The organism is Rhizocola hellebori, from assembly GCF_016862955.1.
In the GTDB taxonomy this organism is placed as follows: domain Bacteria; phylum Actinomycetota; class Actinomycetes; order Mycobacteriales; family Micromonosporaceae; genus Rhizocola; species Rhizocola hellebori.
The window spans coordinates 24,814-41,009 of the sequence record NZ_BONY01000082.1 but is presented as its reverse complement, the minus strand read 5'-3'; the positions used below and the strand labels follow the sequence as shown (position 1 = coordinate 41,009).

Sequence of the window (16,196 nt, the reverse complement as noted above, 5' to 3'; positions counted from 1 at the left end):
CCCCCGACCACCCACACCTCAGGGCGGCAGGCACCAACACCTCCCACCGCGGCGTGACGCCACCCCCGAAGCACCAAGCCTTGCTCTCCGCCTCACACCAGGACCATCCGAGCGACCCGGGTCGGCATGGTGCAACACGGATATGGGCGAGCCTGGTTGTGCACTCCAGCGTCGCACCAATGACTGCCCGGCGACCCCGGTCGGTGGTGTCGCACTGCATGAGGCAAGCCTGAATCGTGCACTCGGTGTTGGACCAAGGACCGCCCGGCGACCCCGGTCGGTGGTGTCGCACTGACATGGGGCAAGCCTGAATCGTGCGCTCGGTGTTGCGCCAAGGACCCGCCCGAGGGCTTGCTCTGTTCTCGGTGGTCTTTCTGGTCGCCTCGGGCTGCCTACTGTTCTTGTGGCGCCTACATCTCTGCCTCGCTCTGTTGACGCAGGCGTGCAGCTGGCGCGGCCCCCACACCGCCCGCGTTGGTGTGCTGGATTTTCTCCGCGCGACCGATCGACAGCGGGAACCGCTGGCAGGGGTATGGGTTGCTGCGAGCTTTGCTCTGCACCCATAGACGCACCTCCATGATCAATGTGCGTGTATGGGTGCAGAGCAAAGGTGCGGCGAAAGCAATGCCCACCAGCCCGGCACCAGCCGCGCAACGCGCGGCTGCGGCAAGCCCAGCGGCAGCACACCCTACCGGCGGCTGCACAAGCCGCTGCACCACCTCGGGGGTGCTCTTGGACCCCGCGGGCGCTGCAGCAGCGGCTGCGCGACCGGAAGGTGGTGCGGTGACGTGTTGCGCGTGGGGGTTTGGGTGTGGGAGCACGGGCCTTCGTGCCGCCCGGGAGGTTACGGCGAGCAACCACAACGGCGCCGCGTAAAGAAATCTAGCCGACACAGACCTTGCCTGGCGGCAGGGCGGGGAGGGGATCCTTCTGGGCCATGGGCTCGGGCGGCGTCAGCGCCGGTTGCGCAGCCGCCGCCAGGACCGCAGGTCGGACACGACGGCGGCGATCTGGTCGCGGTGCAGTCCGGCGAGGAAGCGCGCATCGTGTAGGGCGACGTCGGCGGGCGTGAACGCGCCAACGCTTTCGGCGCGGCGCACGGTGGCCAGTCGCCGAGTGACCCAGTAACGCAGCCGATCGCCGTCGCGCAGCCGAATCTGCTGGTCCATCCGAGCAAGGTTACCGATCCACCACACGACGTCGGTATCGTCGGAGTCGGATCGACGGCCGAGCCGGTGCTCAACCCGCCGAACGCGTGCATCCGCCGTCGCGTTGGCGGCCGCATCCATCCCGGCGCGGCGGCCCAGCTGGAAGACGACGACGTTGCGCCGCTTGCCGCGCGGACCAGCCATCGCGCCAACGATTTACTTCGCGGGCGGAGCGGTGCTCTCCCGGATAGTGAGGCTGGTAGCCAATTCGAGGCCGATCTGTGGCGTGCGCTCGCCGCTGCCCAAAGCAAGTGCCAGCCGGGTGGCGGCCGCCGCCATTTCGGTGAGCGGCTGATGAACGGTGGTCAGCGGCGGATCGACCAGGGCGGTGATCGGCAGATCGTCGAAGCCGACGACGCTGAGGTCGGTGGGGATGCGCAACCCAAGGGCGCGCGCGGCCTGGTAGACGCCGAGGGCCTGCAGGTCGTTGCTGGCAAAGATCGCGGTTGGACGCTCGGGACGGTTCAGCAGGGTCAATGCCGCGGCGAAGCCGTCTTCGCGGGTGAGGTCGCAGCGCACCATGAGGTTGGGGTGCACCGGAAGGCCGGCGGCCTCCATGGCGGAGCGATAGCCGTCAATCCGGGCTTGGCAGCACAGCACCCGGTCGGGGCCACCGATCATCGCGATGCGGCGGTGCCCCAGCTCGATCAGGTGACGGGTGGCCGTGCGGCCACCCGCCCAGTTGGTGGCACCCACGAAGGGAACGTCGTCGGGAAGCTCGGCGGTCGGGTCGAAGACCACGAACGGGATTCCTCTGGCGCGCAACTGATCGCGCTGCTCCTGCGACAGCTGGGCGACTGTCACCACACAGGACGGCCGGCGGGTGAGGGCATCGTCGATCCAGTAACGGATCGCGCTGCGCTGCGGGCCGAACTCGGTCAGCACCACGCCCACGCGGTGTTCGCGGGCCACCTGCTCCACCCCGCGGATGATCTGGACTCCCCACATGTGGGTCAGCTCGTCGAAGACGAGCTCCATCATCCTGTTGCGGCTCGGCGAGGCTGACTTCCGGTACCCATATTGATTGATTAATGCCTCGACGCGGGCGCGGGTGTCCGAGGCGACGCCGGAGCGGCCGTTGATGACCTTGGATACCGTCGGAATCGACACCCCGGCCGACTCGGCGATGTAGGAAATGGTCACCGGCGTGGCCGGATCACCTTGGGGGCGTTCGCTTTCGTCGACCGGCTCGGCTGACAACCCGGCTCCCTCCATTGTCGGTGCGCCGCTCAGGGCGCAAGGATAGCGGGTTCATAGTCGAACCAGTCGAAAGCGATGGTGCCCGCGGCGGCGTACATGCCGATCACGCGGCCGGTGAAGCCGCCTGCCACCTCGGTCGACAGGTAGCGGCCATCGATCTGGGCCAGCATGTCGAAGGTGCCGTCCGCGCGCTCGATCCCCATCTGAAGCAGATCGGGCTCGCGGCAGGGGCTCCAACTGTCAGACGATGCGAGAACGTCGATGCGTAGTCGGATCGGTTCGTCCGGCGCTTGCCGAGTCGCTAGGGTCGACCGCAGCGAGCTTGCCCGTGCCATCACCCGCACCCGGCCGTCGCCCGCCTCGATTTCGTAGTGATGCGACTCGTCGAGGCGCACCGCAAGCCCGCCAACGCCCTCGGCGGCGTCGACCAATGTCCTTACCCGGCAAGACAAATGCTGTTGACGCCGGCCCACGAACATGACATCGGTGTCGTCTAAGGACTTACCGCGCGCGCGAAGCATGAGCCACCCCGGGCGGTCGGTCAGCGACCAGTGCTCCTCAGAGCGGGAACGCACCGAAATCCAGCAAGGGCCTAGCTGAGGGGAGTCGAAGTCGTCACGCGCCGCCGGCGCGCTCACCGGGTGGGCCGGCCACGAGGGCGCGGCCATGACCGGGGTGAGATCACCGACGACCGGCCAGCCGTCGACCCAGCTCACCGGGGTCAGGAATGTCTCGCGGCCCAGCACGTGCCAGCCGGGCGTGCCACCGCCCGGACGCACCCCCAGCAGCACCATCCACCACGACCCGTCCACGGCCTGGACGAGGTCGGCGTGGCCGGTGTTCTGGATCGGCCGGTTGGTGCCGCGGTGGGTCAGGATCGGGTTGGCCGGGCACGGTTCGAACGGCCCGTCGGGCGCCGGGCCGCGGGCGATCGACACGGCGTGGCCGCGTTCGGTGCCGCCTTCGGCGATCAGCAGGTACCACCAGGCGCCGATCTGGTACAGGTGGGGCGCCTCCGGCGCTTGCGCGCCCGGGTTGCCGGACCACAGCCGGCGCGGCTGCCCCAGTGTCTGCCCGGTTTCGGGATCGATGCGCACCTGCTCGATCCCGGCATACGTGCACCAGCAACGGCCTTCGGCGTCCCAGGCGAGGTCCGGGTCGATGCCGCCGACACCGGGCACTCTGATCGGATCGGACCAAGGGCCGGCCGGATCGGCCGCGGTGAACACCATGGTGCCGCCGCCGTCGGCGACATTGGTGGTGATCAGCCAGAACCGGCCGTCGTAGTGGCGCAGCGTCGGCGCGTAGACACCCGCCGACGAGGGCATCGTCGTCGGCAGGAACAGCTGGCTGGGGCGGTCCAGGACGTTGCCGATCTGTTCCCAGTGCATCAGATCCCGGCTGTGGAAGAGGGGGACACCCGGGAAGTACTCGAAACTGGAACACGCGAGGTAGTAGTCTTCGCCGACCCGGCAGATGCTCGGATCGGGGTGCATGCCCGCGATCACCGGGTTGGTGAAAACACCGGTCAGGCTGGTGGTGTTCAAGTCGTTCCCTTCCACATCGGAGGGTGCCGCGGCGACCCTTTGCTCCGCGGCACCCTGGCTTTCTCGGCTGGGTCAGCTGGTGGTACCGGTGACCGAGCTACCGGACTTCGTGACAAAATAAGTGATCTGCGTGCCGCTCCAGAAGTGGAACGTCAGCGTGACCCGGGCGCCGTCGTTGACCTCATTGAAGAATTCCGGCTTCATGATGATGGTGCCCGCGTTGTAGTCGGGCTGGAAGTGGGTCCAGAACTCCTTGAAGGAGGTCCAGTTGTAAGGCCCGGCGACGCTGCCGTCGGCATACTTGGCCTCCATCGTGGCCAGCTGATCGCCGCGGAACTGGGCCGGCAGGGTGAAACCGGAGGTGGTTCCGGTGGCGTTGGACAGCACGGGCGGGTCGTAGCTGATGATGCTGATGCGCCACGGCACGCCCTGGCTGAACCGGGCCTGAATGTTGGTGTTGACTCCCGCGGCGCGGTTGCCGGCCAGCCGGGTCATCGCCGCCGCCGTAAGCGTCAGCGTGTTACCCGAGACGGTGTAGTCGCGGCCGCTGACGAGATCGGTGCTGCCCTGCCGAAGCCCTTGGAACGTGGTGCCATTGAGGTTGAGCGTCAGCGCACGCGCTGCTATGGCACCGGTTCGGGGCACGTAGATCTGGTCGGCGGAGGCGGTGCCGGAGCGGGTGGTCCAGCTCGAGGTGACCTGTGCCATGAGTTCGGGTTCGCGCCAGCGCAGCTCCTGTCTATTCAGGACGGTGCCGGCTTCCCACAGCATGGTGGTGATTCGCTTGGTACGGGCCTGGTAGCCGAACGCTTCGAAGAACTTGAGAACTTCCCCCTGCTCGATGATGCCAGGGCGGGTGTAATCGAGGCTCAGCAACAGGTACTCGCCCAAAATCACCGGAATCCCGTTGGCTACCAACGTGTTGGCGGCCCGTTCGAAGGTGCCCACCAGATCCTGTTCCACCTCGGCGTTGTACCGGGTGAAGCCCGAGTTATTGACCGAGAACGGCCAGAATCCGTAGAAGTGGATAGTCGCGGCCAGGTTCCTATCGTTGAGCTGGGCAAAAGCGGTCCGCAGCGCGTCGAGCCGACCCTGATCGGCGTTGGTGAACAGGGTGGGCAGCACCAGCAGACGGCTGGCGTTGCCGCCGCCGGTTCCGCGCACGATGCGGACGAACTCGGCGTTGAGCTCGTTGAGCAGCTGGTAGTTCTGCTCGTCGCCGGAGGTGCCGGTGAACTGCGGCTCGTTGATGCTTTCGAACAACAGCTTCGGCGAGTGGCCGCGGAACGCTGTCGCGATCTGGGTCCACAGCGCGTTGTATCGGGCGAGCACGCTCGCGCGGTCGGTGGGATAGGTGTTGATCCACTGCCACGAGTCGTGATGCAGGTTGATCATCACGTAGAAGCCGTCGGCCAGTGCCCAGTCGACCACCTGCCGGATACGGCTTAGCCAGGCGGCATCGATGGCGTAACCCGGCCCGGGGCCGTGGTGGTTGCTCCAGGTGATCGGCAGCCGGACGCTCTTGAAGCCTTGCGCGCGCAGATGGTCCAGCAACGCTTGATTGATCGGTGGGTTGCCCCACGACGTCTCGTCCGGGATGGCGTCCAAGGTGTTGCCGATGTTCGTACCCGGCTGCATCGCGACCACTATCTGCATCGGATCATTGGGCTGCGGAGACGGGGACTGAGACGGCGAGGTAGACGGTGACGGCGTGGCGGACTGGGTCGGCGATGGGGTGGCGGGGCTGCCGGTGCAGGTGACGCCGTTGAGGGTGAACGAGGCCGGCACCGCGTTGCTGCCCGACCAGGATCCGTTGAAGCCGAACGACACCTTCCCGTTGGCCGGGATGGCCGCGTTGTAGCTCATATTGGTCGCGGTCACGACGGCGGCCGGCTGGGTGTAGCTCGCGTTCCACATCTGGCCGATGCGCTGGCCGGAGCCGAATGTCCACACCAGACTCCAGCCGCTGATCGGATCGCCGAGGTTGGTGATCTCTACGTTGCCGGTGAATCCACCTGGCCACTGGGCTTGCACGGCGTAGTTGACTCGGCAGCCCGCCGCGGCATACGCGCTGGCGCCGGCGACCAGGCCGGTGGCCACAGTCACGGCCGCGATGCCCGCGGCCAGAACCGGCTTCCACCGGGCAGACTGCGGCCTGAATTGCAGCATTCTAATCATCGGATTCCTCGCTGGGTGAGGTCGGGAATGCTCCCGCCTCCCGTGCCCGGACCGGCGGCGGCTGAAGGTGGCGGCGCCCTGCCCGGCAGCCGAGTTTCCAGAAACTTTCTCGATTTCGCGTCGATAGTTTTCTTTCGCTGAGGCTAGCGAGAGTGGTGACGCGCGTCAATGGCCGCTTGCGCGGCGCTGCGGAAGCCGCTTCGCGAGGATCTCGCGCAAATCGTCGGGCAGCCCTTCGATCTCGACCAGCGCGGGCAGCAACTGCGGCTCGGTCGTGTACGCCCGGAAGGCTTGCGCGATCGTCACCGCGTGCGCCGGGCGGTCTACCACGGTCACCGGATCGCCGGCCCACACCTCGCCGGGCTCCAGGACACGCAGGTACGCGCCCGGACGGTTCGACCGGGTGAAAGTCTTCACCCAGCGCGGCTCGCCCATCTTGTGCTGAAACGTGGCGCACGGGATGCGGCCGAATGTCGGCTGCAGAACCAAACGCGGGCCAACCCGCCACCGCTCACCGATGACCGCCCCGTTGACGTCGACCCCCTCGGTCGTCAGGTTCTCGCCGAAGAGCCCGTTGGCCAGCCGCCGGCTAAGCCGCGCCTGCCACCACTCGTAGTCCTCACGCGCATACGCGTAAACGGCCTGATCGTCGCCGCCGTGGTTTTCGATGTCGAATATCTGGTCACCGATCAGGCCACTGTGCAGCCCGGTCGTTTTAGGCCCCGGCGCGCGCACGGTGACCAGGTGGTCGACCGGCCGCTTGGTGATGCCTGTGAGACCGCCCTTGGCCGGGTTGGGCTCCGGAACCGCCAGGTTGACCGACACAATCCTGCTCACACCTGGCAACCTAACCGCTGCAGCCGCCGCAGGTCGCCTGAATTATCCCGCAGCCCTTGCATGGCAACGGCCCCGAGGCGTTTGCCGCCCCGGGGCCGGTGTGTCTTATCGGGTGTTTATCTGGAGCAGGTGGCGGTGGCTATCGCGGTATTGCCGCTAGGCCTGCTGACCTGGAAGCCGAACTCCCCGGACGCCCCCGGTGCGAGGGTGCCGTTCCAGCTGACACCACGGTAGGTCACCGTCTGCCCGCTGATGGTCTGAGTGGCGTTCCAGAACCCGGAGATGGTTTGGCCGGCCGGCAATGTCACCGTCACGGTCCAGGTGATCTGGCTGGTGCTGGTGTTGGTGACCCGCGACGGCTGAATCACGTAGCCGTTGGCCCAAGAGCTCTGCACGGTCAAGGCGACCGAGCACCCGCCGGGTGGCGGAGGCGAGCTTGGCGGAGGCGAGCTGGGTGGTGGCGAACTCGGTGGAGGCGAGCTCGGCGGAGGCGAAGAGGGTGGAGGCGAGCTCGGCGGGACACTGTTGAGCGCGTTCAGCACTGCGGTGTAGGCGGCCTTCTTGGCACCGTTCCCGTCGAACAGCAACGGGCTCTCGCCGGAACGCCACGAGTCCGAGTCGCGGACGCCCCACACCGTGATGCCCGTGCACCGGGCAACGGCCAGACAGTCGCTGGCCACGTTGGCGTACGGCGTGGGCTGCGCGTTGGTGATGTCCAACTCGGTCACCTGCACGTCAACACCGAGGTTGGCGAAGTTGGTCAGTGTGGTGCGGAAGTTGCTCGGGTAGCTGGATCCGCCGGTGAAGTGGGCCTGGAATCCGACACAGTCGATCGGCACACCCCGGCTCCTGAAGTCCTGCACCATCCGGAAGACGCCCTGGGTCTTGGGGGCGGTCCAGTTGTCGATGTTGTAGTCGTTGTAACAGAGTTTGGCGTTGGGGTCGGCCGTCCTGGCCGTGCGGAACGCGACCTCAATCCAGTCGTTGCCGGTCTGCTGCAGGTTGGAGTTACGCCGGGCGCCTTGGCCACCGTCGTCGAACGCCTCGTTCACCACGTCCCAGGCGAAGACCTGACCCCGGAAGTGGGTCGCCACCCCGGTGATGTGGTTGATCATCGCGTTGCGCAGGGCTGTACCCGACAGGTTCTGCATCCACCCGGGCTGCTGGCCATGCCAGGCCAGAGTGTGGCCCTTGACCCGCATGTTTCGCGCTCGGGCAAAGGAAACGATCTGGTCAGCGGCACCGAAGCTGAAGGAGTTCTGGTTCGGCTCGGTGGCGTCCTGCTTCATTTCGTTCTCGGGCGTCACCTGGTTGAACTCTGCGCTGATGATGTTGGTGTACGCGGTTTGGCTCAGCTTGTTCGCTGCGACCGCCGTGCCGTAGTAACGCCCGCCGCGTTCAGCGGCGGACGCGCCAAGGGTGCTGGCGGCGTTGGCAGCGTTGTTGGGCAGGACAGCCGCCACGGCTGCCACAACGCCGAGTGCGGCGAGCGCGCTTACGAGGACTCGGCGTCGGACGCCTAGGCCGGACCAGATACGTCTGAGGTCCGGTGAGACAGGTTGAGCATTCATGGGAGGTACCCCTTCTGCCGGGCGATGGCACGCAGGTGCGCTACCCGGCCCAGCTGGGCATGGGCATTGCCGAGGTCGGGGAACGGAGCATGTGGGAGCGAAAATTATCGACCTCGGTGGATGGGAAGTATCCCAGCTTTCCGGAAATCGTGTCAACAGTTCCGGAAACGTTGCGGGACATTTGCCCTAGGTGGAGCACGTATCGCTAGCAATCAATGGAGGCACCACGCCCGTGGAGGCAGCGAAACTTCCGCAAACCCTCCGAAAGTTTTTTCGGGCCGGCCGTCGGCGAGATCCACTGCGATGATGGGGCGATGCTCACCCCCCGGCGTCTGCGCCACGACCGTATTTCTGGCTCGCTCGCCGATCGCAGGGACGATGAGCTGGCGGCTTTCCTCCAAGCCGCGCCCGCCGGCGCCGTGGGCGTGGGTGGCGGCTCCTCGGTGTTCGAGGTTGATGGCGTGCCGGTGTTCGCCAAGCAGATTCCGATCACCGACCGCGAGCTGGCCCATCCACATAGCACCGCGAACCTGTTCGACGTCCCGACCTATTGCCAGTACGGCATGTACAGCCTCGCCGGTCCCGGCTTCGGCGCCTGGCGCGAGCTGGCCGCGAACATGATCGTCACCGACGGCGTCCTGGCCGGTGAGGCGGAGTGTTTCCCGTTGCTGTACCACTGGCGGGTGCTGCCCGGCCGCCCACCCATCGCGTCCGAACACCTCGACATCGATGCCGTGGTCGCCCAATTCGGCGAGGCCCCGGGCGTGCGCCAGCGCTTCGAGGAATTGGCTGACGCCACGTCCAGCCTGGTGCTGTTTCTTGAGCACATCTCCGATCCGCTGCTGGACAGGCTGAATGATCCGATCGGCATGGCCGAGACGTTCGAGCGGCAGCTGTTTGAGGTCATAGCGTTCCTGCGGAGCCATGAGCTGCTGCATATGGACGGACACTTCGACAACATGCGGGCCGACGGCGATCGCGTCTACCTCGTCGATTTCGGGCTGGCGACATCGCCTCGGTTCGATCTGTCAGACGCCGAGCGCGATTTTGTCGCGCGCAACGTCGGCCACGATGCCGACTACGCGGCGATGCGGCTGGTGAACTGGCTGGTCACCACGGTATGCGGGGTACCCATGCCGGCCACCGGCGGTCCCGTCGAACGCAATGCTTTCGTGCGCCGGTGCGCGAGCGGCGATATTCCGCAGGACGTGCCGGCGGTGGTGGCGGGAATCCTTGCCAGGCACTCCCCGGCCGCGGCGCGCATGAACGACTTTTGCTGGCGGCTGTTCGACGGCGACATCCACGCGGAGTACCCCGGCCTGTAGTTGTGGCCGCGGCGGCGTCCTGGCGCTGAGCCAACCGTGACTCCACCAATACCTCCCCGACGACGGTGTGGTCGGGCGTTCGCTCGAACGCCCCCAATCGTCTAGGCGAGAGGGGATTGCGACGATGCGCAATCTTTCAAGATTTGGCACCACCTTGGTGGTGATCGCGCTGACGGTGTCCGTGCCGCTCAGCGTGCCTAATGCCGCCGCCGATCCGGGCGGTGGCCGTGGCGCGACGGCCGCGGGCGACGGGTTCACCGGCGTGGATGCCGCCGGCAAGCGCTCGGGCGGACCGGATGCCTTCGAAAAAGCGGCTCTGGACAACAACATTGGCGAGCTCGCCATGACCAAAGACCTGGGCAAGGGTGCTCCACTGGTACCGCAGTCACCGGCGGTGAACCGCGGCGGCACGGTGGAGAAGGGCGGTGAGGGCGCCGGCCCCACCGCGACCACGGCGCCCGCGGCCAAGACCAGCGCGCCTGGACGTGTGGCGTACCGGCGGCCGGCCGCGGGGACGTCGGCGACGGTGCGGTTCAACGATGCGGCAGCGGTCAACGCGGCCACGCTACCGCCGTATCTGCGCGACATAACGTCAAGCGCGAAGCGGACTCGGACAGTGGGCATCGACGCGCAGGCGATGAGCACCTCACTGGCCGCCGCAACGGTCACGCTTGAACTCTTCGCGGATGTCAGCGTGCCGCTGCAGACAACGGTCGCGCCCAGCCCTGGCGCTGGTTTCCAGAAACTTTCTTCCAGCACCTACTCGGCCGGCGGACCCAGTGGGACCGCGATTGTCAGTGTGATCGGCAACGATGTCCATGCGTCGATCTGGAAGGGTACCCAGAAATATGGCATAAAACCGTTGGGCAACGGACTTCATCTCGTCTTCGAGGACGGCCGGGTCTTCCCGGGCGAGGACGAGCCCGCCCAGGCATTGCAGCGGGTCAACACACCCGATCCCGCAGTGGCGAAAAGCGTTGCGGGCGCGGGGATTGCCGCTGCCGTCCCGGTCATCGACGTGATGGTGGCCTTCGACGACCTGGCGCAGGCCGCCTACGGCAGCGTCGCCGCGGCCGAAGCGGACATCATCGATATGATCAATGTCTCGAACATGTCATACCTCAACTCCAACAACGACCAGCAGCTGGCGTTGACGAACATCGTGGATCTCAACTACACGCCGAACGCGGCCGACGGCACCGACGACGACTTCGCCTACATCCGCGCGATCCGCAGCAAGGTCGACGGCATCGTGGACAGCCTGCACACCGACCGCGACGCCAACGGCGCCGACCTCTTCTCCGTGATCGGCAACGTGACCTCCTTCTGCGGTGTCGCCTACTCGCCGATCAGCGCGGTTCCGGCGGAGTCGGACGCGTTCTCATTGGTCGACTACAACTGCGCCGTGGGAAACCTGAGCTTCCCGCACGAGCTGGGGCACAACATGTGCGCCGACCACGACCCGATCAACGCCACCGATGGCAGCCCGTGTCAACCGGACGGCTTCGGCCACTTCGGCATCGCGGAGAACCTGCGCACCATCATGTCCTATGCCAACGTCGAAAACGGTTGTCCCACCTGTGTACGGGTGCCTTACTTCTCCAATCCGAACGTGACCTACAACGGCTGGACGACCGGTGTCCTGGGCGCCAACGACAACAGCCGCGTGCTGGAGATCACCGATACGGATGTCAGCAACTACCGGGCGCCGCAGTTCAGCGCGGCGGTGGCCGGCCTTGACGGGATAAGCTGCATCTTCAACACGATCGAGGACGCCATCACGATGGCGCCGGCGGGCTCGACCATCTACATCGCCCCCGGCACGTATCCGGCGCAGACGGCCAACCTCGACTACAACATCTCGAAGAATCTCGATCTGGTGAAGGGTACCTTCGACTGCGAGCCAACGGTTGGAGGATCAGCGACGGACGTCGTGCTTCAGCGCAACGCCGGGTCGATCAACGACTCGGTGGTCGAGGTCTTCGGCAGCGCGGCCGTAAGGTTCGACCGGATCACCATCGAGGGCGGCAACGCGGCCGAAGGCACCTTGTACGTGTCGGGCAGCGCCATCGCCACCCTGGACAACGCGGTCGTGCGCAACGGCAACAATCCGTCGGCCACCGTCGGCGGCGGCGGGGTGCGGGTCAGCGGCCCCTCGGCCCAGCTGATCTCGGTCAACGACACGCAGATCGAAGGCAACACCGCGACCTTTGGCGGCGGCGGCATCTACGTCGACGACGGCACGGTGACGCTCAACGGCGCGGGCAACGTCGAGCTCAACACCACCGCGGGCAGCGGCGGCGGGATATACGCCACCAACCACGCCACAGTGGTGGTATCGAATGACGCCGACGTCTACGACAACGACGCGACGTCGCGTGGCGGCGGTGTCTTCCTCGACGGCGCTTCCACGTTGGCGGCGACCGGTGGCGCGACCTTTATCGGCTTCACCGGCTTGGCCAACACTGCCAACCTCGGGGCCGGCATCTACGCCGTGGGCAGTTCGACGGTGACAGTGGGCACGGGCGCCACGGTCAGGGGCAACAGCGCCGGGTTCGGCGGGGGTATCTACGGACTTGGCGCGGGCACCATCGTTCGGCTCGACAGCGGCGGCGTGGTCACGCTCAACACCGCGACTAGCAACGGTGCGGGTGTTCTTGTCACGCAAGGCGCGGCCGCGGACCTCAATGCGGGTGCGGACGTGACGGGCAACAGCGCCACCGGCTTCGGCGGCGGGCTGGCCGTCTTCAGCGGATCCACGCTCGACGCGGACGGCGATGGCCTCAACGCGGTCGATATCTCGGGCAACACGGCCGGTACCGTCGGCGGCGGCATCTACACCGTCGGTGTGTCCACATTGGATACCGTCCACATCGTGGACAACACCGCCACGGCTGAAGGCGGCGGCCTGTACATCGGCAGCACCGGGACGGTCACCATGACCGAAGGTGGCGCCTGCGTAGCCACCACCTTCACCAAAGAGCACTACTGCAACGAGTTCCGCGACAACACCGCCGGCACGACGGGCGGGGCCATCTACGCCACCGGCGGCGATTTCAGCACCGTGCAGACCGCTTTCGTGGGCAACAGCGCCTTCGACGCGGCCGTCATCATGGCCTTCGGCGACTCGGTGGTCAGCGTGCGAGCATCGCTGCTCATCTCCAACACCGAGTCGAACGTGGCGAACGAGGCGCTGATCACCGGCCACGACACCACCTCAACCACCCTTGTCGGCGTGACATCGGCCAACCAGACGGAGGCACTGCTCGACACCGATGACACCGCCACGGCCACCACCAGCCGGGTCCTGACCACGACCGGCACCCTTGGTCTGGTCGCGGTGCCCGCTGGAAACTGCAATATCGGCTCGGTCGCGTCGGGCCTGCCCGGCCTGCTGGTCGCGGTCATCACATTCACCTCGACAGCGCGCACCGACTACATGCCGGCCGCCGGCGCGTCCAGCCTGGACCGCTGCAACATTCTCGGTGGCCACACCGCCGATATCGACGGCACGGCCGTCCTCGACGTGGCACCGGCCGGGCCGAGGGACTACGACGTGGGCGCCTTCGAAGCCCCCGCGTAAGCAAGAAAGTCACACATCCCGGGACCGGCGCTCGCCGGCCCCGGGATATTTCGTCAAAACAGCCGCAAGCCAATGGGCGGAGGCGGATCCGGCCGGGACCAGGAGTCGCGGGAAGGGCATCCCACATCCCTTCAGGGTGATCGAGGCAGAACGGCGAGGTATCGCTATCGATGCGGTGAGTCTAGAGTGGTCGCCGTGTCCGATCGCCGACGTGAACCCGATGACGCCGATGGCCCGCTGTTTCGTGAAGCGCACCGGCGGGCTGAGCAGCTAGACAACGCGGCCACCCCGCAAGCGCGCCGCGGCGCCTGGGCCGGATTCCTGCGGGCCGCTGCTGTTGCGCTGGCTGAAGGATTCCTTCGCGAGGCGGCCATCTGGGGGGCGGTCCTGTTTTCCGTTTTGGCGGCCGTTTTCGGGGCCACCTCCGGTCGCCCGGCCCTGGCTGTGCCCATGGTGATCAGTGGGGTTGCCGGTGCGGTGCTTGTCTTTGTCGCCGTGCGCAGACGCTGGAGCTTCGGGTCGCAGTGGGCCGTGTTCCTTGGCGTGCTGCTGTTTCAGGCGGTGCTCATAGTGGTGCTTTGGCAAGCGGGCTGATTTCGAGACGTTCGATTAGCGCAACTGACCTGGGAGGTTAGGCATGACACAAGTCGCGGTGGAGCTCGGCGATCTGAGGGGCTGGGCGCAGCAGGTCGGCCGGGCGTCCGGGGACATGGATGCCAGTCACGACTACGCGACCACGCACATCGCCGATGCCGACTTCGGCAAGATCCTGGAACTGATCACCGGCGACTATGCCGCGCTGATCGGCAAATTCCACGACATCCTGTCCGCTGACAGCGACGGCCTGGGCAGCACCCGCGATGCGCTCAGCTCGGCCGCCACCGCCTATCACGATGCCGACGAACAGGTCGCCGGGAATGTCGCACAGGTCGCCGGGCAGGCGACCACCATCGTCGATGACGGTGTGGCCAATGGATTCGACGATGGCGCGTCGGCCGCGGCCCAGCTGATCACCCCGGGTTCGCAGGGCGCCACCCTGCCCGATCCGCCCGAGGTCTCGTTCGGCTGGATTCTGGACAAGGTTTGTGAGCTGGTGGCCTGGGTCGGCGGCCCCGACCTGAGGGTCGAGGTGACCCGGTGGATAGCCGGTGATGTGGACAAGGCCGCGCGCCACGTGGGTGCTTGGCAGGCGGTGGCCAATTGCCTCGACGTCGTCGAGGCCAACCTCGCCTCAGGCAAGGTCAACATCGGTGGCACCTGGACCGGGACGGCCGCGGCCGCGGCGATAGCACACATGGACAAGTGGTCGACCGCGCTGACCGACCAGAGTTCGGCGATGCGGACCATGGCCCAGCATCTTGCCGACGCGATCAACGAGGCGGTCAAGATGGCCCAGGTGGTCGTCGACATCATCCGCACCATCGTCAGTGTGATCTCGGCGGGTCTGGCCAATGCGGCGATCCCGTTCTACGGGCAGTGGAAACTGATCAGTTCCGTGAAGGAAGCCATCACGATGATCTGGAGCGCGATCAAGGTGATCCAGGTCTTCTGGAACATGCTGAACCTGATCATCGACACGATCCAGATGGCGATAGCCTCCTTCAGCCGCGAATCGTTGCCCCCCGCCCCGGCCGCGGTCCCGGCATGACGCAGGACTTCTCCTTCCTCAACCGGCGCCTCGACGCCGCCAAAGCAGAGCTGAATCAGGTCCTGGAAAAGGCCTCCCAGGACCTGATCCGGTTCAAGCGCAACAACCAGCCCACCGAGCAGGAGCGTCAGGCCATGCAGCAGGCCGCCCTGCGCGGCGAGCTGGGCGACGACATGCGCGAGCTGGCCCGCAAGATCGATCGCGGTGAGGACAGCTGGGACGCGGTCTTCGAGGGCCGCTCCCCCAATGTCGATCTGCTGCGAGGCCACCTCAACCGGATGGCGGAGCAGCACCGCGAAGCAATCCGGGAAAGCATCCAGGAGGATGACGACTTCGACCCCATGAACCCGCCCCCGCTAGTCTGAGTCGCTGGTCAGCAGGTGGCGCAGGTAGCGGTCTGGATCGTCGAGGTAGGCACGCCAATGCGACACGATGTCCAGATCACGCCAGCTGTCCACATAGCGCAAACCCTGCTGGTCCAGCGCGATCAGGTGCGCGCCAGGCATGGTGACCAGGAGCGGCGAATGGGTGGCCACGATGACCTGCGCGCCGCGGCGGGCCAGCTCGTGCAGGCGGCCCACCAGGCTGAGCGTCGAGGTGAACGACAACGCTGACTCCGGCTCGTCCATCAGATAGAACCCGGCTCCGGCGAACTTGCGCTCCAGCAACGCCAGGAACCCCTCCCCGTGGCTGCGCTCATGCAAGTCGTGATCGGGGCTGCCCGACAGCGATTCCAAATAGGAGTAAAGCCCATGCATCGTTTCGGCGCGAAGGAAATATGCGTGGGCGCGGCGCCCGGGTGAACGCACGAGTCGCAACATGTCGCCCAGCGGCGACTCGGTCACCCGGGTCGAATGCCGCGCCGAGCGCGAGCCGCCTTCCGCATTGAGGCCGTAGGCGACAGCTAGCCCTTCGATCAGCGTGGACTTGCCGCAACCGTTCTCCCCCACCAGAAAAGTCACGCCCGCAGGCAGGTCCAGGCCGTCGGTGAGCACCGTGCGGATCGCCGGAATGCGCGCCCACCACGCGTTCCGGTCGAACGGCTCCCCGTTGGACTCGGCCCGCCTTACCGGATGTGTCGCCAGCGCGGCCGACATGG

The 16,196-nt window shown here is 66.5% G+C and carries 12 protein-coding genes; 5 read left to right on the top strand and 7 right to left on the bottom strand.

Features of this window, described 5'->3' with window-relative positions; genetic code table 11:
* Positions 1–953: 953 nt before the first annotated feature.
* The 6 genes from Rhe02_RS40225 to Rhe02_RS40200 form a co-directional block, all read right to left on the bottom strand.
* Positions 954–1,352, bottom strand: coding sequence for a hypothetical protein (locus Rhe02_RS40225; RefSeq protein WP_203913759.1), 399 nt, complete (start codon positions 1,350–1,352; stop codon positions 954–956).
* Positions 1,353–1,364: 12 nt separating this feature from the next.
* A complete protein-coding gene (locus Rhe02_RS40220; protein WP_239124360.1) occupies positions 1,365–2,408 on the bottom strand; it encodes a LacI family DNA-binding transcriptional regulator in 1,044 nt (347 codons plus the stop codon).
* A 29-nt stretch (positions 2,409–2,437) separates the two neighbouring features.
* Entirely contained in the window at positions 2,438–3,955 is a 1,518-nt protein-coding gene (locus Rhe02_RS40215; RefSeq protein WP_239124359.1) for a glycoside hydrolase family 43 protein, read from the bottom strand.
* Positions 3,956–4,027: 72 nt separating this feature from the next.
* Positions 4,028–6,124, bottom strand: a complete 2,097-nt coding sequence (locus Rhe02_RS40210; RefSeq protein WP_203913757.1) for a cellulase family glycosylhydrolase — start codon at positions 6,122–6,124, stop codon at positions 4,028–4,030.
* 174 nt (positions 6,125–6,298) lie between these two features.
* Entirely contained in the window at positions 6,299–6,970 is a 672-nt protein-coding gene (locus Rhe02_RS40205; protein WP_203913756.1) for an MOSC domain-containing protein, read from the bottom strand.
* Positions 6,971–7,086: 116 nt separating this feature from the next.
* Entirely contained in the window at positions 7,087–8,541 is a 1,455-nt protein-coding gene (locus Rhe02_RS40200; protein ID WP_203913755.1) for a glycoside hydrolase family 10 protein, read from the bottom strand.
* 314 nt (positions 8,542–8,855) lie between these two features.
* On the opposite strand from Rhe02_RS40200, the gene Rhe02_RS40195 reads away from it, so the two are divergent.
* The 5 genes from Rhe02_RS40195 (at position 8,856) to Rhe02_RS40175 (ending at position 15,462) form a co-directional block, all read left to right on the top strand.
* Entirely contained in the window at positions 8,856–9,866 is a 1,011-nt protein-coding gene (locus Rhe02_RS40195; RefSeq protein WP_239124357.1) for a protein kinase family protein, read from the top strand.
* A gap of 124 nt (positions 9,867–9,990) precedes the next feature.
* Positions 9,991–13,449, top strand: coding sequence for a M12 family metallo-peptidase (locus tag Rhe02_RS40190; RefSeq protein WP_203913754.1), 3,459 nt, complete (start codon positions 9,991–9,993; stop codon positions 13,447–13,449).
* Positions 13,450–13,644: 195 nt separating this feature from the next.
* Positions 13,645–14,043, top strand: coding sequence for a hypothetical protein (locus Rhe02_RS40185; RefSeq protein ID WP_203913753.1), 399 nt, complete (start codon positions 13,645–13,647; stop codon positions 14,041–14,043).
* Positions 14,044–14,086: 43 nt separating this feature from the next.
* Complete coding sequence (locus Rhe02_RS40180; RefSeq protein WP_203913752.1) at positions 14,087–15,097, top strand: hypothetical protein; 1,011 nt, start codon at positions 14,087–14,089, stop codon at positions 15,095–15,097.
* The gene (locus Rhe02_RS40175; RefSeq protein ID WP_203913751.1) at positions 15,094–15,462 is read left to right on the top strand and encodes a hypothetical protein; all 369 of its coding nucleotides are present in this window, start codon (positions 15,094–15,096) and stop codon (positions 15,460–15,462) included. The genes Rhe02_RS40180 and Rhe02_RS40175 overlap by 4 nt, the downstream gene beginning before the upstream one ends.
* Here Rhe02_RS40175 and Rhe02_RS40170 read toward each other — a convergent pair.
* Positions 15,454–16,194 (bottom strand): AAA family ATPase, encoded by a 741-nt coding sequence (locus tag Rhe02_RS40170; protein ID WP_203913750.1) that lies wholly within the window; start codon positions 16,192–16,194, stop codon positions 15,454–15,456. The genes Rhe02_RS40175 and Rhe02_RS40170 overlap by 9 nt on opposite strands.
* Positions 16,195–16,196: the final 2 nt, after the last annotated feature.

Excerpts from the sequence above, each read along its gene's own strand:
- Rhe02_RS40190 (WP_203913754.1), top strand. The coding sequence starts at position 9,991 with ATGCGCAATCTTTCAAGATTTGGCACCACCTTGGTGGTGATCGCGCTG.
- Rhe02_RS40170 (WP_203913750.1), bottom strand. The coding sequence starts at position 16,194 with ATGTCGGCCGCGCTGGCGACACATCCGGTAAGGCGGGCCGAGTCCAAC.
- Rhe02_RS40200 (WP_203913755.1), bottom strand. The coding sequence starts at position 8,541 with ATGAATGCTCAACCTGTCTCACCGGACCTCAGACGTATCTGGTCCGGC.
- Rhe02_RS40175 (WP_203913751.1), top strand. The coding sequence starts at position 15,094 with ATGACGCAGGACTTCTCCTTCCTCAACCGGCGCCTCGACGCCGCCAAA.
- Rhe02_RS40180 (WP_203913752.1), top strand. The coding sequence starts at position 14,087 with ATGACACAAGTCGCGGTGGAGCTCGGCGATCTGAGGGGCTGGGCGCAG.
- Rhe02_RS40225 (WP_203913759.1), bottom strand. The coding sequence starts at position 1,352 with ATGGCTGGTCCGCGCGGCAAGCGGCGCAACGTCGTCGTCTTCCAGCTG.
- Rhe02_RS40195 (WP_239124357.1), top strand. The coding sequence starts at position 8,856 with ATGCTCACCCCCCGGCGTCTGCGCCACGACCGTATTTCTGGCTCGCTC.
- Rhe02_RS40210 (WP_203913757.1), bottom strand. The coding sequence starts at position 6,124 with ATGCTGCAATTCAGGCCGCAGTCTGCCCGGTGGAAGCCGGTTCTGGCC.